The sequence below is a fragment of the Variovorax sp. GW821-FHT10C12 genome, assembly GCF_059415405.1.
In genome coordinates this window covers 61,820-78,310 of sequence record NZ_JBWKNE010000010.1, presented here as the reverse complement: position 1 = coordinate 78,310, position 16,491 = coordinate 61,820, and the positions used below count along the sequence as shown (strand labels likewise).

Annotated in this window: 23 protein-coding genes; 13 read left to right on the top strand and 10 right to left on the bottom strand. The window is 67.4% G+C overall.

Going from position 1 to position 16,491, the window contains the following annotated elements; all coding sequences use genetic code 11:
* Position 1 precedes the first annotated feature (1 nt).
* The 9 genes from AC07OH_RS28640 to AC07OH_RS28600 all read right to left on the bottom strand — a co-directional run bounded on the left by AC07OH_RS28640 (position 2) and on the right by AC07OH_RS28600 (position 7,559).
* On the bottom strand, positions 2-2,707 hold the full coding sequence (locus AC07OH_RS28640) for a phage tail tape measure protein (RefSeq protein ID WP_495302956.1): 2,706 nt from the start codon (positions 2,705-2,707) through the stop codon (positions 2-4).
* A gap of 89 nt (positions 2,708-2,796) precedes the next feature.
* The gene (locus AC07OH_RS28635; RefSeq protein ID WP_139700586.1) at positions 2,797-3,147 is read right to left on the bottom strand and encodes a DUF1799 domain-containing protein; all 351 of its coding nucleotides are present in this window, start codon (positions 3,145-3,147) and stop codon (positions 2,797-2,799) included.
* A gap of 17 nt (positions 3,148-3,164) precedes the next feature.
* Positions 3,165-3,515: a hypothetical protein gene (locus AC07OH_RS28630; RefSeq protein ID WP_095950412.1), complete on the bottom strand. Its 351-nt coding sequence runs from the start codon at positions 3,513-3,515 to the stop codon at positions 3,165-3,167.
* A 67-nt stretch (positions 3,516-3,582) separates the two neighbouring features.
* Positions 3,583-4,512 (bottom strand): phage tail tube protein, encoded by a 930-nt coding sequence (locus AC07OH_RS28625; protein ID WP_492683416.1) that lies wholly within the window; start codon positions 4,510-4,512, stop codon positions 3,583-3,585.
* 64 nt (positions 4,513-4,576) lie between these two features.
* Positions 4,577-5,056, bottom strand: coding sequence for a hypothetical protein (locus tag AC07OH_RS28620; protein WP_495302955.1), 480 nt, complete (start codon positions 5,054-5,056; stop codon positions 4,577-4,579).
* A 174-nt stretch (positions 5,057-5,230) separates the two neighbouring features.
* Positions 5,231-5,503: a hypothetical protein gene (locus AC07OH_RS28615; RefSeq protein WP_495302954.1), complete on the bottom strand. Its 273-nt coding sequence runs from the start codon at positions 5,501-5,503 to the stop codon at positions 5,231-5,233.
* Complete coding sequence (locus AC07OH_RS28610; protein ID WP_495302953.1) at positions 5,500-6,150, bottom strand: hypothetical protein; 651 nt, start codon at positions 6,148-6,150, stop codon at positions 5,500-5,502. The genes AC07OH_RS28615 and AC07OH_RS28610 overlap by 4 nt, the downstream gene beginning before the upstream one ends.
* Positions 6,147-6,647 (bottom strand): lysozyme, encoded by a 501-nt coding sequence (locus tag AC07OH_RS28605; protein WP_495302952.1) that lies wholly within the window; start codon positions 6,645-6,647, stop codon positions 6,147-6,149. The genes AC07OH_RS28610 and AC07OH_RS28605 overlap by 4 nt, the downstream gene beginning before the upstream one ends.
* Positions 6,648-6,836: 189 nt before the next feature.
* Positions 6,837-7,559, bottom strand: a complete 723-nt coding sequence (locus AC07OH_RS28600) for an XRE family transcriptional regulator (RefSeq protein WP_492683419.1) — start codon at positions 7,557-7,559, stop codon at positions 6,837-6,839.
* A gap of 167 nt (positions 7,560-7,726) precedes the next feature.
* On the opposite strand from AC07OH_RS28600, the gene AC07OH_RS28595 reads away from it, so the two are divergent.
* From AC07OH_RS28595 to AC07OH_RS28545, 11 genes are all read left to right on the top strand, one after another.
* The gene (locus AC07OH_RS28595) at positions 7,727-7,990 is read left to right on the top strand and encodes a helix-turn-helix domain-containing protein (protein WP_159274832.1); all 264 of its coding nucleotides are present in this window, start codon (positions 7,727-7,729) and stop codon (positions 7,988-7,990) included.
* A gap of 112 nt (positions 7,991-8,102) precedes the next feature.
* A complete protein-coding gene (locus AC07OH_RS28590; protein ID WP_185993763.1) occupies positions 8,103-8,255 on the top strand; it encodes a hypothetical protein in 153 nt (50 codons plus the stop codon).
* Positions 8,255-8,671 carry a hypothetical protein gene (locus AC07OH_RS28585; RefSeq protein WP_492683420.1) on the top strand — a complete coding sequence of 139 codons (417 nt, stop codon included), beginning with the start codon at positions 8,255-8,257 and terminating at the stop codon, positions 8,669-8,671. The genes AC07OH_RS28590 and AC07OH_RS28585 overlap by 1 nt, the downstream gene beginning before the upstream one ends.
* Positions 8,668-9,093, top strand: coding sequence for a hypothetical protein (locus AC07OH_RS28580; protein WP_495302951.1), 426 nt, complete (start codon positions 8,668-8,670; stop codon positions 9,091-9,093). The genes AC07OH_RS28585 and AC07OH_RS28580 overlap by 4 nt, the downstream gene beginning before the upstream one ends.
* Positions 9,090-9,476, top strand: a complete 387-nt coding sequence (locus AC07OH_RS28575; protein ID WP_495302950.1) for a hypothetical protein — start codon at positions 9,090-9,092, stop codon at positions 9,474-9,476. The genes AC07OH_RS28580 and AC07OH_RS28575 overlap by 4 nt, the downstream gene beginning before the upstream one ends.
* A gap of 11 nt (positions 9,477-9,487) precedes the next feature.
* Positions 9,488-10,108: a DUF3164 family protein gene (locus AC07OH_RS28570; RefSeq protein WP_495302949.1), complete on the top strand. Its 621-nt coding sequence runs from the start codon at positions 9,488-9,490 to the stop codon at positions 10,106-10,108.
* Positions 10,105-10,284, top strand: coding sequence for a hypothetical protein (locus AC07OH_RS28565; protein ID WP_139700597.1), 180 nt, complete (start codon positions 10,105-10,107; stop codon positions 10,282-10,284). Before AC07OH_RS28570 ends, AC07OH_RS28565 begins: the two co-directional genes overlap by 4 nt.
* Before the next feature lie 16 nt (positions 10,285-10,300).
* Positions 10,301-10,741 carry a Mor transcription activator family protein gene (locus AC07OH_RS28560; protein ID WP_495302948.1) on the top strand — a complete coding sequence of 147 codons (441 nt, stop codon included), beginning with the start codon at positions 10,301-10,303 and terminating at the stop codon, positions 10,739-10,741.
* Positions 10,742-11,125: 384 nt separating this feature from the next.
* Positions 11,126-12,148 (top strand): thiamine pyrophosphate-dependent dehydrogenase E1 component subunit alpha, encoded by a 1,023-nt coding sequence (locus AC07OH_RS28555; RefSeq protein WP_495302947.1) that lies wholly within the window; start codon positions 11,126-11,128, stop codon positions 12,146-12,148.
* Complete coding sequence (locus AC07OH_RS28550; protein WP_492683424.1) at positions 12,139-13,101, top strand: alpha-ketoacid dehydrogenase subunit beta; 963 nt, start codon at positions 12,139-12,141, stop codon at positions 13,099-13,101. The genes AC07OH_RS28555 and AC07OH_RS28550 overlap by 10 nt, the downstream gene beginning before the upstream one ends.
* Before the next feature lie 21 nt (positions 13,102-13,122).
* Positions 13,123-13,572 carry a MarR family winged helix-turn-helix transcriptional regulator gene (locus AC07OH_RS28545; RefSeq protein ID WP_095747150.1) on the top strand — a complete coding sequence of 150 codons (450 nt, stop codon included), beginning with the start codon at positions 13,123-13,125 and terminating at the stop codon, positions 13,570-13,572.
* On the opposite strand, the gene AC07OH_RS28540 is transcribed toward AC07OH_RS28545, so the two are convergent.
* On the bottom strand, positions 13,560-14,327 hold the full coding sequence (locus tag AC07OH_RS28540) for an SDR family oxidoreductase (protein WP_495302946.1): 768 nt from the start codon (positions 14,325-14,327) through the stop codon (positions 13,560-13,562). The two genes, AC07OH_RS28545 and AC07OH_RS28540, sit on opposite strands and share 13 nt — an antisense overlap.
* 123 nt (positions 14,328-14,450) lie before the next feature.
* Between AC07OH_RS28540 and AC07OH_RS28535 the strand changes: the two genes are divergently transcribed.
* Positions 14,451-15,380 (top strand): LysR family transcriptional regulator, encoded by a 930-nt coding sequence (locus tag AC07OH_RS28535; RefSeq protein WP_495302945.1) that lies wholly within the window; start codon positions 14,451-14,453, stop codon positions 15,378-15,380.
* 71 nt (positions 15,381-15,451) lie between these two features.
* Entirely contained in the window at positions 15,452-16,486 is a 1,035-nt protein-coding gene (locus tag AC07OH_RS28530; RefSeq protein ID WP_495302944.1) for a Bug family tripartite tricarboxylate transporter substrate binding protein, read from the top strand.
* The last annotated feature ends 5 nt before the right edge of the window (positions 16,487-16,491 follow it).

The following is a 16,491-nucleotide window of genomic DNA, read 5'->3' as shown; positions in this document are numbered from 1 at the left end:
CTCATTGGGGCACCACCCGCATACGCTTGAGTTGTTCCATTTGGCCTTGGTTGTTTGCTTGAAGTGCACGGTCCAGATCAGCCATCACGGCGCCGCGATCGGACCTCGAATCGATGTGGAAGACAGTGGAGGGTGCGTAGTGCAGCGCGCCGCCGCCACTCGCACCTTGAGCGCTCACGCCAAGGCGGCCATCGGAACCACGGCGCAAGGGCATGATGGCTTCGGGCCCGGCCTCGCCCATGAGGCCGATGCCGTTGGCGAAGGGGAAGAAGGTGGGCTTGCCGACCACGCTGTTGGCGTAGGCGTGCAGACCGGGGGAGGCGAAGACGTTGCCGTTGGCGCTCTTGACCAAGCCCATTGCGTTGACCATGAACCCGAGCGGATCGCTCCCGCCGAACGTGTTCGCGAGCCCGGCGGCCGTGGACCCCGAAAACCCGCCGAACAGGCCAGAGACGGCACCGAGAATGCCTCCAAGCCCCGACAAGGAACCACCACCGGACTTGGCACCGTCCCCGCCGGACATCGCGTTCTTGAGCGAGCCCGACAACCATTTGGAGAAGCCGTCCACCGCGTCCTTCAGCGTTGCGTCGTAGAACGCATCGGCCAGCGACTGCACGAGCTTCTTCTTGAGCCCTTCGCCCATCTTGTCTATGGCATCCCGACCGCCGCCTTCCAGGAGATTCACGAAGCCGTCGCGGAACACGCCACCGATTTCGCCGGCCATCTTCTTCGACTTCTCTTCGTCCTTTTCCTTCTCCTTCTTCTGCTTCTCGTCGGTGGTTTTCAGGCGTTCAGAGTCCCGCGTTGCCGCGGCCAGCTCCTTCTCGGCAACAAGACGAGCCTGCAGCGACTTCAGGTAGGCCGGATCGACGTTCTCGGTTGCATCGAGCTCCTGGATCTGCCGCTCGGTTTGCGCGATGGTCCGCTGCTGGATCGCTTCCGTTGACAAGCCATGCACGGCGTTCTGTTCTTCCAAGGCGCGCGTCTGTTCGCGGACCTTTTCGGTGGCTTGCTGCGAAGTCTTGAGTACCGCGTTTCGAGGCGTTGCATCCAGCTCCGCATACGAGCGTTCGGCATCGTCGTTGACAAACCGGCGTTGCTGCTCGACCGTTTTCGAACGGACCTCCAGCTTCTGCCTGTCGGCGGCCGATCCCTTCTTGGTACCCAACAAGCGCAGTTCGGCCTGGATCTCGTCTTCTTGGTCCTTCAGGTCCTTCAGGCGCAGATCCCGCTTCTGGCGCACAACTGCGTAGTCATCGAGCAGGTCGCGCTTGCGCAGGCTGTCGATGTTCTTGAAACCCTCGGCGGTGATTCGCGCCTTCGCGGCGTACTCCTCACGGACGGCTTCGATACGACCGCCGAGACCGTCGTCTCCCGCGCGGTTGATGCCACTTGACGCGCTCTTCTTCAGGTATTCCTTCCTGATGTCCGAGACACGGGTCTCAATTTCTTCTTCGGAAACGCCTGCGGCTTTGCCTTCATTCCTAGCGACGCTAACTTCGCGATCTCTTTTGTCTTTCGCAGAAAGGAATTTCACCCCCCCCTGATCCCACCGTGACTTCGCTTCGGTCCGTTGACCGGCCTCCGCTTTGGCGGTGGCCTGCTGCGTTTGAAAGTTTTCGGCCCCTTCGAGGGCTGCGATCCGCCCCTTCAACACCGCTGTTCGCCTCGCATAGGCCTCTTTACCCATCTGACTGCCGTCGTCGAATTTCCAACGCTCAGGCCCTTCAGTGGCTGCCAGCAGCTTTCTCAACTCAGAGAGCTGATCCGCGTTGGTCGGAGCTCGTCCCACATTCAGCAGCGCACTTCCCACGCGCGCCATCGCTGCGGCAACGCCATTCCAAGCCGTCTGTATGTAGCCGATGTTCTGAGTGATCTGCGTTGTCCGCTCGGCCATCGAATCGGCATATGCGTCCGTCGCAACTCTTCCGGCTTCGGTGTACCGTCCCTCTTCCTGAAGTGCTTTGATGTGTTCGTAGGTTGCAACCGTGAGATGGTTGATTTCACCTTTGAGCTTCACTGACGCTTCAAGGGGTGCGGTTTCAAGAGCCTTGAATACCGCCGCTGTCGCCCCCACTGACTGACCGGTCACTCGCTCAAAGTCTGCTGCGGCGGCACTGTATTGCTGAAGGGTTTCAGCCCCTGCTGCTCCCGCTCGGACAAATGTCGTGATGGCGTCCGCCGCGGTACTTTGAGTCAACGCTCCATTCGATTTCGCGATCGATGCGGCCATGTCTTGCAATTGACCTGCCGTCTGGCCTACAGCATTGCCCGACAAGATCAGCGCATTGCCATATGCCGTGGTTTCTTTTCCTCCGAGGTAGTAGGCGGCTCCAAGTGCGGCGACAGCCGATGCCGCTACGGTCAGGGGCGAAGCCAGTTCCGCCACGTAGCCTCCCACCGCTCTGACTGCAGGTCCCACACCTCCAAACGTATCCTTGAGCCGCCCCCCCTGCTCGATCAACGCCGAAAGGGGAAGCTTGCCTTCTTCAAAGCCTTTGACGGATTCGACAAGTAGACCTCGGAGTGCAGCAGTACCTTGCTCCGCGGACACCATGATCTTTTGCTGAGCGTCAGATGCCTGGCTCGCACTTCGTGAAAGCGCATCGCCAAGCTTTTCGAATTCACGCATGACCCGGGACAGTTCCGTCGTCATTGACGAGGTGTCCACGGTCATCCGGATTGCCATTTGTTGTGTCGCAGCCATGTCTGTATGGTCCGTTTGAGAGAAAGAAAAAATAAGGCCGACATCTGCCGGCCCCAAGCTCCTTCGATGGCCGTCGGCCCGCGCTGTTGCTAGACGTTCAGCACCGCAATGCCCTCGTCTTCCATCACCTGCAACTGCAGGAACACTTCACGCTGGCGCACACGCGGAATGCCCAGGCGCCGCATCGCCACGTCGACCGCACCGAAGTCGAGCCCCTGGAACCACGCGCCTGCCGCACCGGCGACCACTCGCCATTGCGTGCGGCAGGCGTGGAACACCTCGAAGGCTTCCTGGTGTTCCGGCCACAGCTCGAATGGCGGCGGGCCGTCCCCGTTCGCCATCGAGGAGACGAGCTTTTTCGGGTCGAGCCCGAGCGACGCGCACTGGCTGCGGAGATCGTCGTCCAGCTCGTCATGGACGCGATGCGCGACTCCGAGCACGAAGCGCGCGGCGCCCCTCAGTTTTTTACGGCGGCCGGGTACGCGTGCTCGAAGTAGCTGTAAGCAATGGCCGCCTCGAAGGTCGGCCAGTCCTCGGCCGCCGCGGCGCGGTTGTCGGGCGTGCAGATGAAGGGCGCGTTGTCTTCGCCCTCCAAGCCCTTCCAGTCGGCCAGCACCATGTCGAGCAGTTCGCGGTCGGTGAGGCTGCGCGCGTCCAGCCGCGCCTGCAGCGTTTCGTTGTCGGTCTTGGACAGGCGCTTGAAGACGGCGTCGAAACGCACCTCCTCGACCTGGCCGTCACCGGGCACACGCATCACCACGGGGGCGATGAAGGTGGGCTTCACGGCGATCTTGAGCTTCTGGGGCATCGGGTTCTCTTCCTTGTGTCTTGAATGAATGACTGGGTGCTTGAGCGAATGAAGAAGAAGGCCGTGCTCAGCGCACGACGATCGACCACTCGTCGTTGCCCGAGCCGCTGGGCACGAACTCGAGCGGCACGGTGACCATCTGCACGCCGTCGACGTCGCTGTAGGTGGGCTTGCCGATTTGCGCGCGTGGCGAGAGGAACTCGACCACGTTGGTCGCGCCCTGGCCATGCTTGAGGGCCAGGGGCACGCGCTTGCTCGAACGCGCCATGCCGATCCAGTCCTTGGTGGCCACCGAGGTGTTCTCGAAGGTGACCGAGCCGGTCGAGACGCGGGCGGTGATCTCGACCGAGTCGACGGTCATGAGGTCGCGCTTCACGACGGTGTTGCCGGCATCGAAGCTGAAGGCGCTGGCCGCCACGCCCAGGCCGTCGAGCATGAGGGTGGTGTTGGCCTTGTTCACGCCCAGCGGGTCCATGAACTTGGTGTAGTCGGCCGTGGGCAGCGGTGCGTCGGCGGCGGGCACGAACAGGCCGGTGAACTCGAACTGCCACTTCGGGATGCCCTTGGCGTCGATGGTGGCCTTCACGTTGCCGTGCGCGTCGGTCATCTTGTAGACGGTGCCGTCGACGTTGCCGTAGATGGTGAGCGACTCGAGGCTGTCGGTGGCCGGTGCGAAGGTGGTGCTGACGCCGGCGGCCGTGGTGACGGCGATGGCGCAGCCGCGCATGAGCGCGGCATAGGCCGGCACATCACCGGCAGCGGCGACGCCCGCGATCTCGACCGAGAAGGCGATCTTGCTGTACTGGGTCACCAGCACGGAGCCACGCGAGCCGAAGTAGGGTCGCACGTTGTCGCGCTGGACCACATCGCCTTCGATGGGGGTCAGGGTGACTTCGCTGACCAGGATGGCGTTGGCCGCACCGGTCGGAAGGGCGTCGGTACCGCGTACCGTTTCAGGCTTGGCCAGGATGGCCATCTTGCGCATGAGTTTTGCCATGTCGGCGTTCTCCGTAGATTGGTTGGTTGATGGAAGGAAGGGACTGATGAACAGAGGGCCTGGCTCAGAGGTAGCGCCAGGTCCGCAACTGCAGGGAGGCGCCGTGGCACTGCACGCCGCAAAAACTGACCGCTCCGGTGCCGCCGACCTGCATGCCGTCGGTGGCTTTCTCGTCCTTGATCGGGCTGGGGGCGCATGCGCCGCCGAAGCTCGGGTCGGCGCGCACGGCGTCGCGCACGGCCTCGATCAATGCGTCGAAGGCGAGCTCCGATGCGGCGGCGTCGTCGACGGCCATGTAGCCGTGCAAGGTCCAGGTGTCGACGCTGAGGGTGCGACCGACATTGAGGCTGCGCTCCTCGGTGGCGTCGCGGCGCAGCCACCAGCCGCGCAGCTGCTGTGCGCCGCCGGGCAGCGTGTGAAGGTAGAGCGCGCGCAGCGCGGCCTCGTCGCTCGCGAAGCGCTCGCGGTCGTGAACGCGGCCGACCTGCGGCACGCCGTTCAGCGTCTGGACAATGGCCGCGCGCAAGGTGTCGAGGCCGCTCATGCCGCGGCTCCGGCCGAATGCTGCGGCGTGAAGATCGTGTGGATGGAAGTGGTGTGCATCGTTGGCTGGGTTGGTTGGTGAATCAACTGTCGCGGCCGGGCCCGAAATGCAAAAGGCCGACATCTGTCGGCCCCTGGTGCGAAAAGACGGCGGCGCGCGCCTTCGTTCATGCATTCAGTTCGCACCGGGACCCCCACCGCGAAACCACTGCTTGATGGCCTCGATGAGCAGCGCGGTGCCGATGGCCATCGCGCCGCCCGAGGCGGCGCCGAGCACGGCCGCGCGCTGCTCGACGGCACGCAGCCTTCCGTCGAGCGCATCGAAGCGCGCATCGAAGCTGTCCATGCGCCGGTTCTGCTGGTCTTGCCCGTCCTTCAGGGCTTGCACGAGGCCGTGGATCTGGCCGAGCAACAGCAGTTCCTGTGCGCGGGCGTGGGAGTCGCTCATGGGACGGGCCTTTCTGTGATGAACTCGATCAGCGCGCGATGCCGGAGGCGATCGGCGGCGCAGGATTTCGCGTTGAGGTGGTGGTTGTCCCAGGCGTCGTCGACGGTGAGGCCGGCGTCAGCAGCACAGGCTTCGACGGAGGTGTCAGCAAGTCCGCAGGCACCGGCGGGAACGTCCGTGCCCGCGAGGGCGCTGTTCCACAGCCAGACAGCAGCAAGGCTGAGGCGATGACCGCGGTCGACAGGGTCGCGCTGTGCATCGCCAAGCGCGACAGCATCCGGGTCCGCTCGCGGCGCGACAGGTCGCGCAGGATCGCCAGGCCGCTCAGCGCGGCGATCAGGAACAGCAGAAGGAACGACAAGAGAAACGCGCCGGCGTAGATCATGGAACGGGCCTTCGAGGGTGAAGTAGCGGGCCTGCAGGGCGCTGGCGCCGAGCTGGTAGCGGGTCGATGCGGCGCGCCCGCGCGCGTACTCGGCTTCGAGGTCTTTCGCGAATTGCGCGGCGCGCTGCGCTTCCTTGTCCTGCCACAGGACGCGCTCCTTGGTGCGGCCTGCGTCGTGCACCGCCCATCCGCCGACAGCGAGCAGCAATGCGCCCGCACCCACGGCCACACCGATCGCGGTCAGTCTTGCGCTGAAGGTCATGGCGCATTCCCCTGGCACTGCGCGTGCAGGCGCAGGCGGTCTTTCCAGAGCCCGCCGCAGGTCTTGTTGCCGGGCGCGGAGCAGTCGGTGGTGCCCGCGTACTTCCAGCCGAGGATGGCGTCGCATGCGCCGGCGTAGTCCCCGCGGTTGAGCCGCTGCACCAGCACCGAGGTGTGGCGCGCGCGGCCGCCCGTGCAGAAGTTGAAGGCGCCGATGTTGTAGGCCAGGCTCACATAGGCGTCGTACTCGTGTTGGTGCAGCGGCACTTGCACGCACTGCTTGAGCGCGCTTTCATACGTCTGCACATCGCGCAACGCGCGCTGCAGCGCGGGCACGGGCGCCGTGGTGTCGCCCATGCGAACGCCGCCGGTGGTGCCGAAGCCGATGGTCGGCACCGCGGTGCCATGCACGGGGTCGGGGTAGGCCTTGTCGCTGTAGCCCTCCCGCGCGACGATGCCCACCAGCCCGGCCGCGCTGAGCGCAAGAACGGTCAGCAATTGGCGCGGCGACGCGCCCCCTTTTTCAGCGGACGCAGGTTGCCGCCAGAACCTTCGAGAGATGTCTTTGCCCATGCCCTCATGGTCGGGCGTGGGGCTCGATCGGCTGAGGTCGACATGCGCCGACCTGCTTTTCAGCGCAGGGTGCTGCCTACACTGGCCTGCCCGCCGAACGCGGGAGCGCGCGGGTCAGATCTCGCCGCCGTGCCAGACGACGCGACCGCTGATGTGCAGTTCGGCGGCCTGCTCGGCGCTGAGCACCTGGGGCTTGTAGGCGGGGTTGTAGCTGATGATCTGCAGGCCGCCGGTCGAGAAGTCGCGCTGCAGCACCTTCACGTAATCGTGGCCGTCGAGCTGGATCACGTACACGCCGTCCTGGTCGAGCGACTTGGTGGCGGTGTCGACCAGCAGGATGTCGCCGTTGTTGATCTTGTCGGCCATCGAGTCGCCGCGCGCATGGACGATGCGGGCATAGGCCGGCTTCACGCCCTTGCGCGCCATCCAGGCCCGGTTGAACGCGAAGCGGCCCATGTCTTCCTGCGAGCCGTTGTACGAGCCCCCGCCGGCGCTCACGCGCACGTCGAGCAGTTCCACCAGCACGAAGGTCTCGTCGTCGAGCCCGCTCGACAGCGGGTTGGCCGGCTGGGCGGACTGGAAAGGATTCAGCTCCGCCGGATCGACGCCCAGCGCCAGGGCCATCACATACAGCTGCGCGAGGCTGGCGTCGCTGACGCCCCGCTCGATGCGCCCCACCGTATTGAAGTGAAGACCGCTGCGCTGCGCGAGGTCGTCGATGGTGAGGCCCTTGCGCTTGCGCAGGTCCCGCAACCGCGCGCCCTGTGCAAGGGCCAGCTCGTTGACGCGGGCGGTCACCTGGGTGTCGTCGAAAGGGGTAGGGGTGGGCGACGTCACGATCACTCTGCTTTGTGCGAAGGCGCACATATTAAACACACAAAGGTACTTTCTCAACCCGAAAAGTGTTTCACCGACAAGAAATATCGCCTTGCGTGTTTTTTTAGATTGTCAAAACCTGTTTTGTGTGCATAATTGAGGCCATCAACACAAAACGAGATTTTTCGATGGATTGGCACCCGGCTCAGGTTAAAGCTGCACTTGCAATGGTCGGAACCAACCTGTCGAAGTTGGCCAAAGAACACAAATACGCGCACATCAATGAAGTTCTGTACCGCCCCTGGGTTGCGGCGGAGCGCATCGTGGCCCGCGCGCTGGCCCTCGAGCCCGAAGCGATCTGGCCCAGCCGTTACCGGCGTCCGCGCCACCGCGGCATTGCGATGACGCGCAATCCGCATGCGCTGGCACCTCCCGGCGAAGGACCTGACTGAGCGTGGCCGGCGGGCTCGTCGCACGGGATGCGGCCGGGGTGCCCGACATGGCACGCCAGGGCCTGGCGTGTACGCAGGAAGAAGAAGAGACGAGTGATTTCAAGAGTGCCCGATGAAGGTTGCAGCCTTCACCGGGCGTGCCAGTGAACTAAGCAGTGCCACGAGCGAGGAGAAATGTACTGTGAGAAAAGGCTTCGTCAAGACCGAGAAAAAGACCGCGTTCGACGGCGCGATGCGCTTCGAACGACTGGCAGGAGGTGCGTGATGCAGGACACCGCCTCTTCTTCCGAATGGTTCGTCGCCAAGGCCTTGCTGGCACTCGCCGAGCAGCGCATCGCGAACGCGCAGGCCGAAGCGGCCGCGCCGCCACCGCCGCCCGACGACACGGCCGAGCCGATGGCGGGCGACGGCGCCCCTTTCGCCGAACGCCTGTGGCGCCTGCTGCGCATCCGCCGCGCGCTGACCGCCGACGAAGCCGCGAGCCTGCTGGCCGATGCGGACGACGACGTGGCCGAGGCCCGGCGCCAGGCTGGCGCACTGATGCTGTCCTGGTCGCGGCAGCGGCCGAAGGACGTGCGCATCGGCGCGCGCCGCGTCGACGGGTTGAAACGCTACGTGCTTCAGCGCGACGTGGGCGCCACGCCGCCGCCACGCACGGCCAGGGAAGGACACCCCGCATGAACGACACCACGGAACAGGCAGATCGCACGGATCGCGCATGGGAACAGCGACTCGCACGGGCCGTTGCCGCGCACCTCGAAGCGCACGGCGCGGCATCGGCCGGGGAACTCGACCGCATGCTGGCGCACCACCTCGCGGGCTACCGCCCCGAGCCGGGCAGCCCGGCGCTTCGCCGGCAACTGGCGCGGCTGGCGGACGGCGGCCACGTCCACGCCGTGACGATCGGCGGGCGGCGGCGCTGGCGATGCGGCCCCGGGCCCGTGGCCGAGCGCATGGCCTCGGCGCGCCGCGTGACGCGGCTCGACACCAGCGTCTACATGCCCGTGCACAGCCCCGTGGTGCGGCCGGGCGCGCTCGACTTCACGCGGGTGCCGAGCCTGCTGCTCGGCACGCGGTTCGGCTACTGGGGGTCCGCGCAATGAGCAGCGCCGACCCGACCCTCACCGCCGCCCAGGTGCTGGCCGAACTGCGGACCTGCGTCGGGCGCGCGCACGGCCTGCATGTGCGCGATCTCGTCGCCCGCATCACCGGCCGCTCGACACCGGCGCCCGCCCAGGAACGCCGCGCGCGCGAACACGTCGCCGCGCTGCGGCTGCAGGGCGAGCACATCTGCGGCAAGCCCGACACCGGTTACTTCATGGCCGCCACGGCGGCCGAGCTCGACGAGACCTGCCGCTACCTGCGCAGCCGCGCCGTCTCCGGCCTGCGCATCGAAAGCCGGCTGCGCCAGGTGTCGCTGGCGGCCTTGCTCGGGCAGCTCGCCCTTTCCGACAACGACACCCCCCAGAACAACGCCAACTCCTGAGAGGACATTCCATGCACGAAGCCATCGCACACCACCCGGGTTACTGGAAAGACGCCAACGACGCGCTGATCCCGGTGTCGAAGATCAAGCCCATCGACAAGGACCGCCATGCCGTCGTCAGCGAACTCTGCGAGCAGGCCCGCCAGCAGAGCGCGGCGCTGATCGGCTTCAAGGTGGCCGCCATGAACGCGGTGCACGCGTTCATCGAGCGCAGCCTGGCGGCCTACGACGTGAAGCAGGGCGGCCGCAAGGGCAACGTCACGCTCGTGAGCTTCGACGGCAAGCACAAGGTGGAACGCCGGATGCAGGACACCGTCGTCTTCGACGAACGGCTGCAGGCGGCCAAGGCGCTCATCGACGAGTGCATCCAGAGCTGGAGCAAGGGCAGCAACGCCAACATCAAGGTGCTGGTGAACGATGCATTCCACGTCGACCAGCAGGGCAAGATCAGCACGGCCCGCGTGCTCGGCCTGCGCCGGCACGACATCGCCGATGCGAAGTGGCAGCAGGCGATGAGGGCGATCGGCGACAGCATGCGCATCGCCAGCACCAAGCCCTACATCCGCTTCTACGAACGCAACGACGTCACCGGCGAGTACACGCCGATCAACCTGGACGTGGCCGCCGTATGAGCATGCACATCACCGAACCCTCTTTCTGCGCCTGGTGCATGGCGCCCGGCGCCAGCCTGCACGAGATCGCCTGCGACGCCTGCCGGCCGCAGCTCGAAGCCGCGGGCCTGGTCGAACCTTCGGCGATGCGGGAGCGCCCGCCCGCCAAGGTGCAGATCGGCCCCACCGACATCTGAAACGGAGCCCCACCCCATGAGCCCTCCCGAGTTCGTCAGCACCTTGCCGTTTCCAACGCACACGATCGCGCCGTGGCCGCGCCGGGCCGCGCCGGCGCGCGACCTGCTGCCGCCCCGGTTGCGGGAGTTCGCCCGCCTGATCGGGTTGTCGGCCACCATGTCCTTCGTCGCGCGCTACGGCGGCCTGCGGATCTACATTCCGGCGAACCCGGCCCCCGACCATCCGTTCGCCGCGCTGATCGGCTTCGACAACCTGCGCGCCCTCAGTGCCGAGTACGCCGTCGACGGCACGGGGCTTCGCTTCGTGCTGCCCAAGGCCCAACGGGCCCTCGACGCCCTCCGCAACGAACGGATCCGCACGGACTACAGCACGGGCAAGTCCATCCGCGCGCTGGCCGCGGAGCACAGCCTCGTGGAACGCCAGGTCTCGCGCATCGTCGCGGACATTCCGCTGTGAACCGGAGGCCGGGCGACATGGCCCGGCCTCCTCAGGAAAACTCTGGGGACAGTTTCCGAACAAGCCCCCTGTTATCCACAGCGGGACCGCGTGCGCCCAAGTTGTTCCTTTTTTGATAGCACCACGGAAGCACAGGAGCACACAGTGTCTCGGGTGTCACAAGTTGTTGTCAGGCAAGGGAAAAAGTGTCCTGTCCACAGGACGGGTTTACCCTTATCTACTACTACTAACTTAAATAAGAAGAATAAATAGAGAAGAGAACAGGAAGCCCGCGCTCGAAAAAGAGGCCGGGCGGGGGGTCGAAGGGTTAGCCCGGTAGGTCGAATCCGTCTCGGTTGATACGATTTTTCTCAAAGCGCCGATCCCAAGGGCGTTGGAGAAAAGATGGACCCGAGCAACCCCCCAGGCGCCGGCGAGGCGCTGTACCGCGTCATGGTGCGCATCCGCGCCTTCGAGAACGCCGCCGAAACCGCCAGCCAGGGCGGGGTCAGCGCCTACGGCCAGCAGGCGGGCGGCGCCGCCAAGGTGCGCGGGCCGCTGCACCTGTCGACCGGGCAGGAAGCGGTGCCGGCGGGCGTGTGCGCCCACCTGCGCGCGAGCGACTACCTCACCTCCACGCACCGCGGCCACGGCCACACACTGGCCAAGGGCGCGGACCTCACGCGGATGATGTGCGAGCTGTTCGGCAAGGCCACGGGCTTCAACGGCGGCAAGGGCGGCTCGATGCACATCGCGGACTTCTCGGTGGGCATGCTGGGCGCCAACGGCGTGGTCGCGGCGGGCTTGCCGATCGCGGTGGGCGCGGCGCACGCGCAAAAGCTCTTGAAGCACGGCGACGACATCACGGTCTGCTTCTTCGGCGACGGCGCGATCAACCGCGGCCCGTTCCTCGAAGCGCTGAACTGGGCCCGCGTGTACGACCTGCCCGTGCTCTTCGTCTGCGAGGACAACCGCTGGAGCGCGACCACCGCGAGCGGCCCGATGACGGCGGGCGACGGTGCCTCGGCGCGCGCCGCGTCGATGGACATCGCGGCCACGCAGGTCGACGGCAACGACGTGTTCGCGGTGCATGCCGCCGCCGCACGGCTGGTGGCCGAGGTGCGCAGCGGCGCGGGGCCGCGCCTGCTGCACGCGCTCACCTACCGCGTGAAGGGCCATGTGTCGGTCGACCTCGCGGCCTACCGCGACCCGGCCGAGCTGGCCGCCGCGCTGGAGACCGACCCGATCGCGCGCGCCCGCGGCCAACTGCTGGACAGCGGCGTGGCCGCCGCGACGCTGGACGCCATCGAGAACGCCGCGCGCGACGAGGTGGACACGGCCCTGGCCGTGGCCGACGCGGCGCCCTGGCCCGAGGCGAGCGCCGCCTTCACCGACGTGCAGACCACGGGAGCAGGCCAATGGCTGTGACGACGCTGAGTTATTCCGAAGCCGCCGTGCGCGCGCTGCAGCAGGAGATGGACGCCGACCCGCGCGTGGTCGTGCTCGGCGAGGACGTGGGCCGCGGCGGCATCTTCGGGCAGTACAAGGGGCTGCAGCAGCAGTACGGCGCCGAGCGCGTGATCGACACGCCGATCAGCGAGGCCGCGATCATGGGCGCCGGCGTGGGCATGGCGCTCGCGGGGCTGCGCCCCGTGGTCGAGATGCGCGTGGTCGACTTCGCGCTGTGCGGCATGGACGAGCTGGTGAACCAGGCCGCGAAGAATCGCTTCATGTTCGGCGGCCAGGGTCGCGTGCCGCTGGTGGCGCGCATGCCGGGCGGCATCTGGGACGCGTCGGCGGCGCAGCATTCGCAGTCGCTCGAGGCCTGGTTCGCGCACCTGCCGGGCGTGGTGGTGGTGAGCCCGTCGACGCCGCAGGACAACCACGGCCTGCTGCGCGCGGCGCTGCAGTGCGGCGACCCGGTGGTCTACATCGAGCACAAGACGCTGTGGGGCGTGCGCGGCGAGGTGGACGACACGCTGGTCGTGCCGCTGGGCCAGGCGGCGCGCGTGCGCGAGGGCAACGCGCTCACGCTCGTGAGCTGGAGCAAGCAGATGCAGCCTTGCGCCGCCGCCTGCGACGCGCTGGCGGCCGAGGGCATTGCGGTGGACCTGATCGACCTGCGCACGCTGTGGCCCTGGGACCGCGAGACGGTGCTGTCGTCATGCGCGCGCACGGGGCGGCTGCTGGTGGTGCACGAGGCGGTGCAGGCCGCGGGCTTCGGCGCCGAGATCGCCGCGAGCGCGGCCGAGGCCACGGGCTGCCGCGTCGCGCGGCTGGGCGCGCCGCGCATCCCGGTCGGCTACGCGCCGGTGCTGGAGGCGCAGTCGCGCGTCGGTGTAGACGCGATCGTGGCGGCGGCGAAGAAGCTGGCCGGCTGACACGCGCGAACCCGAACGGCCATGGACCCGCTCTTCTTCAAGCTGGTGCGGGTTGTCAACCTCACGGCGCGGCCGTTCCATGAGCGCGTGGGGCGCGAGCACCAGCTCACGCTGAACGAGTGGCGCGCGATGGCCGTGCTGGCCGCGCAGCCGGGGCTCAGCGCCACGCAGGTCGCCGACCTCACCGGCCTGGACAAGATGGCCGTGAGCCGCGCGCTGGCCGGCCTGAAGCGCCACCAGCGCGTGCAGCGCCGCAGCGACCCGACCGACCAGCGCTGCAGCCGCCTGTACCTCACGGCCGCCGGCAAGGCGCTGCACGCCACCGTCGGCGCGCTGGGACGGCAGCGCGAGGCCGAGCTGTTCGCGGGCGTCGATGCGGGCGAGCTGGCCCGCCTGAGCGACACGCTCGACACGCTGATCCGCGCGGTGGAGCGCGCGCCCGATCCCGGCGCAACCGATCAGACCGTGTAGCCGCCGTCGACGCTCAGGTTGGCACCGGTGACGAAGCCGCCGTCCGGGCCCACGAGGTAGGCGACCATGCCGGCGATTTCTTCGGCGCGGCCGTGGCGCGGCAGCACCATCACGTCGTGCATCGAGGCGGCGCGCGGGCCGGTGGCGGGGTTCATGGCGGTGTCGATGGGGCCGGGCTGCACGTTGTTGACCGTGATGCCGCGCGCGCCGAGGTCGCGCGCCAGGCCGCGCGTGAGGCCGACGATGGCGGCCTTGCTCATCGCGTAGACGCTGGCGCCCGCGTCCAGCACGCGCTCGGCGTTGATGCTGCCGATGTTGACGATGCGGCCCGTGCCGTCGCCCATGTGGCGCGCCGCGGCCTGGACGGCCACGAAGGTGGCGCGCACGTTGACGTCGATGGTGCGGTCGAAGTCTTCGAGCGAGAAGGTGTCGAGCTCGCCGCCGAGGTACACGCCGGCGTTGTTCACCAGGATGTCGAGCCGCTCGAAGGCGCGTGCGCCCTGGGCAATGGCGGCCGTCAGCGCGGCGGCGTCGCCGGCGTCGGCGCGGATGGCCAGCGCGCGGCCGCCGGCGGCCTGAATCTCGCCGGAGAGCTTGTCGGCCTCGGCCTGGGCGCTGACGTAGGTGAAGGCCACGGCCGCGCCGTCGCGGGCCAGCCGGCGCACGATGGCGGCGCCGATGCCGCGCGAGCCGCCGGTGACGAAGGCGACCTTGCCGGCCAGGACGGGGGAGGAGGAAACAGAGGTGGAAGCCATGATTTTTCCGATCAGTTGGAGGAGGAAGGCCTTCAGTGTCGGAATTCCATTCCCTTTGCGGTAGCCATCAATCGGCCCGATCAGATTCAACCCAAAGTTGAAGATGAGCGACAGAATGGCGGCATGGAACCGCTCAATCACCTCGAATCCTTCGTGCAGAGCGCCGAGGGCGGCAGCTTCTCGGCCGCCGCGCGGCGCCTGGGGCTGACGCCCGCAGCGGTCAGCAAGAACGTGGCGCGGCTCGAGGCGCGGCTGGGCGTGCGGCTGTTCCAGCGCAGCACGCGCCGGCTCACGCTGACCGAGGCCGGCGAGCGTTTTTTGGCGCAGGTGGGCGGTGCGTTGGCCACGCTGCAGGACGCGGTGGCCGGCCTCGCGCAGGACGACGGCCAGCCCTCGGGCACGCTCAAGGTGAGCATGGGCCAGGCCTTCGGGCGCGAGCACGTGCTGCCGTTCATGGGCGACTTCCTGGCGCGCTACCCGGGCATCGTGCCCGACTGGCATTTCGACAACCAGCAGGTGGACCTGGTCGGCGAGGGCTTCGACGCGGCCATCGGCGGCGGTATTGCGCTGTCGCCCGGCGTGGTGGCGCGCGAGCTGGCGCGCATCCACGTGGTCGCGGTGGCGGCGCCGGCCTACCTGGCGGGGCGCACGCTGCCTGCGCATCCGTCCGAGCTGGCACGCTTCGACGTGCTGCTGCGCCGCTCCTCGCCCACAGGCCGGCTGCGGCCGTGGACGCTGCGGCATGCGAGCGGCGAGGAAACCATGGTCGACCTGCCGGCGCGCCCGCGCGCGATCTTCAACGACCCCGAGGCGATCGCGCAGGCGGCGCTGCTGGGGCTCGGCGTGGCGATGCTGCCGATGCCTTTCGTGGAACGCGGCCTGCGCAGCGGCGCGCTGGTGCGGCTGCTGCCTGGGTGGTACCAGGATTCGGGCGCCGTGTGGATCTACTACCCGAGCAAGAAGCTGCTGCCGCCGAAGACGCGGGTGTTCGTCGATTTCGTGCTGGCGCGTTTTCGCGAGGCGCAGTTCGCGCAGCGGATGCAGGTGGGCTGAGCGGCATCCACCCCCACGGGCCGGGGTTTTTACTCGCGACGCCTGCGGCGCCCCCCTGTACAAAGGCGCGCATGACTTCCATCTCCCGCTCTTCTTCCACCACTTCCTCCACCCGCCGCTTCGCGCTCGTCGCCACGGCAGCGGCCACTCTGGCGCTGCTGGGCGGCGCGGCGCACGCACAGGCCACCTGGCCGACCAAGCCGGTGCGCATCGTCGTGCCCTTCGCGGCCGGCGGCACCACCGACATCCTGGCGCGCGCCGTGGCGCCCGAGCTGTCGAAGGCCTTCGGCCAGCAGTTCATCGTGGACAACCGCGCGGGCGCCGGCGGCAACGTGGGCGCCGAAATCGTCGCGCGCTCGGCCAACGACGGATACACGCTGCTGATGGGCACGGTGGGCACGCACGGCATCAACCGCGCGCTGTACCCCAAGCTGCCCTTCGACCCGATCAAGGACTTCGCGCCGATCACCCTGGTGGCCGCCGTGCCGAACGTGATGGAGATGAACGCCGAAAAAGCCAAGTCGCTGAACATCCGCAACGTGCAGGACTTCATCAAGTACGCGAAGGCGAATCCCGGCAAGCTGAACATGGCATCGAGCGGCAGCGGCACCTCGATCCACCTGGCGGGCGAACTCTTCAAGAGCATGACGGGCACCTTCATGGCCCACATTCCGTACAAGGGTTCGGGCCCGGCGCTGCTGGACATGGTGGGCGGCAATGCCGATGTGATGTTCGACAACCTGCCCTCGTCGATGGCGCAGATCAAGGGCGGCAAGCTCACGGCGCTGGCCGTGACCAGTTCGCAGCGCTCGCCCGCGCTGCCCGATGTACCGACGGTGGAAGAAGCCGGTGGCCCCGCGCTCAAGGGCTACGAGGCGAGCTCATGGTTCGGGCTGCTGGCGCCGGCCGGCACGTCGCCGGAGATCGTGAACCGCATCCAGCAGGAAGTGGCCAAGTCGCTGGGCACGCCGGCGATCAAGGAAAAGATGCTGGCCCAGGGCGCGATCCCGAGCGGCAATTCGCCGGCGGACTTCACGAAGCTCATTGCGAGTGAGCACGTGAAGTGGGCGAAAGTCGTGAAAGAGTCCGGCGCAAAGGTGGACTGATCACG

Bases quoted from the DNA above. Each gene is read 5' to 3' on its own strand.
- AC07OH_RS28530 (WP_495302944.1), top strand. From the start codon at position 15,452: ATGACTTCCATCTCCCGCTCTTCTTCCACCACTTCCTCCACCCGCCGC.
- AC07OH_RS28595 (WP_159274832.1), top strand. From the start codon at position 7,727: ATGGATTGGCACCCGGCTCAGGTTAAAGCTGCACTTGCAATGGTCGGA.
- AC07OH_RS28570 (WP_495302949.1), top strand. From the start codon at position 9,488: ATGCACGAAGCCATCGCACACCACCCGGGTTACTGGAAAGACGCCAAC.
- AC07OH_RS28625 (WP_492683416.1), bottom strand. From the start codon at position 4,512: ATGGCAAAACTCATGCGCAAGATGGCCATCCTGGCCAAGCCTGAAACG.
- AC07OH_RS28615 (WP_495302954.1), bottom strand. From the start codon at position 5,503: ATGAGCGACTCCCACGCCCGCGCACAGGAACTGCTGTTGCTCGGCCAG.
- AC07OH_RS28580 (WP_495302951.1), top strand. From the start codon at position 8,668: ATGAACGACACCACGGAACAGGCAGATCGCACGGATCGCGCATGGGAA.
- AC07OH_RS28560 (WP_495302948.1), top strand. From the start codon at position 10,301: ATGAGCCCTCCCGAGTTCGTCAGCACCTTGCCGTTTCCAACGCACACG.
- AC07OH_RS28590 (WP_185993763.1), top strand. From the start codon at position 8,103: ATGAAGGTTGCAGCCTTCACCGGGCGTGCCAGTGAACTAAGCAGTGCC.
- AC07OH_RS28575 (WP_495302950.1), top strand. From the start codon at position 9,090: ATGAGCAGCGCCGACCCGACCCTCACCGCCGCCCAGGTGCTGGCCGAA.
- AC07OH_RS28630 (WP_095950412.1), bottom strand. From the start codon at position 3,515: ATGCCCCAGAAGCTCAAGATCGCCGTGAAGCCCACCTTCATCGCCCCC.
- AC07OH_RS28545 (WP_095747150.1), top strand. From the start codon at position 13,123: ATGGACCCGCTCTTCTTCAAGCTGGTGCGGGTTGTCAACCTCACGGCG.
- AC07OH_RS28555 (WP_495302947.1), top strand. From the start codon at position 11,126: ATGGACCCGAGCAACCCCCCAGGCGCCGGCGAGGCGCTGTACCGCGTC.
- AC07OH_RS28610 (WP_495302953.1), bottom strand. From the start codon at position 6,150: ATGACCTTCAGCGCAAGACTGACCGCGATCGGTGTGGCCGTGGGTGCG.
- AC07OH_RS28620 (WP_495302955.1), bottom strand. From the start codon at position 5,056: ATGAGCGGCCTCGACACCTTGCGCGCGGCCATTGTCCAGACGCTGAAC.
- AC07OH_RS28550 (WP_492683424.1), top strand. From the start codon at position 12,139: ATGGCTGTGACGACGCTGAGTTATTCCGAAGCCGCCGTGCGCGCGCTG.
- AC07OH_RS28585 (WP_492683420.1), top strand. From the start codon at position 8,255: ATGCAGGACACCGCCTCTTCTTCCGAATGGTTCGTCGCCAAGGCCTTG.
- AC07OH_RS28565 (WP_139700597.1), top strand. From the start codon at position 10,105: ATGAGCATGCACATCACCGAACCCTCTTTCTGCGCCTGGTGCATGGCG.
- AC07OH_RS28640 (WP_495302956.1), bottom strand. From the start codon at position 2,707: ATGGCTGCGACACAACAAATGGCAATCCGGATGACCGTGGACACCTCG.
- AC07OH_RS28535 (WP_495302945.1), top strand. From the start codon at position 14,451: ATGGAACCGCTCAATCACCTCGAATCCTTCGTGCAGAGCGCCGAGGGC.
- AC07OH_RS28540 (WP_495302946.1), bottom strand. From the start codon at position 14,327: ATGGCTTCCACCTCTGTTTCCTCCTCCCCCGTCCTGGCCGGCAAGGTC.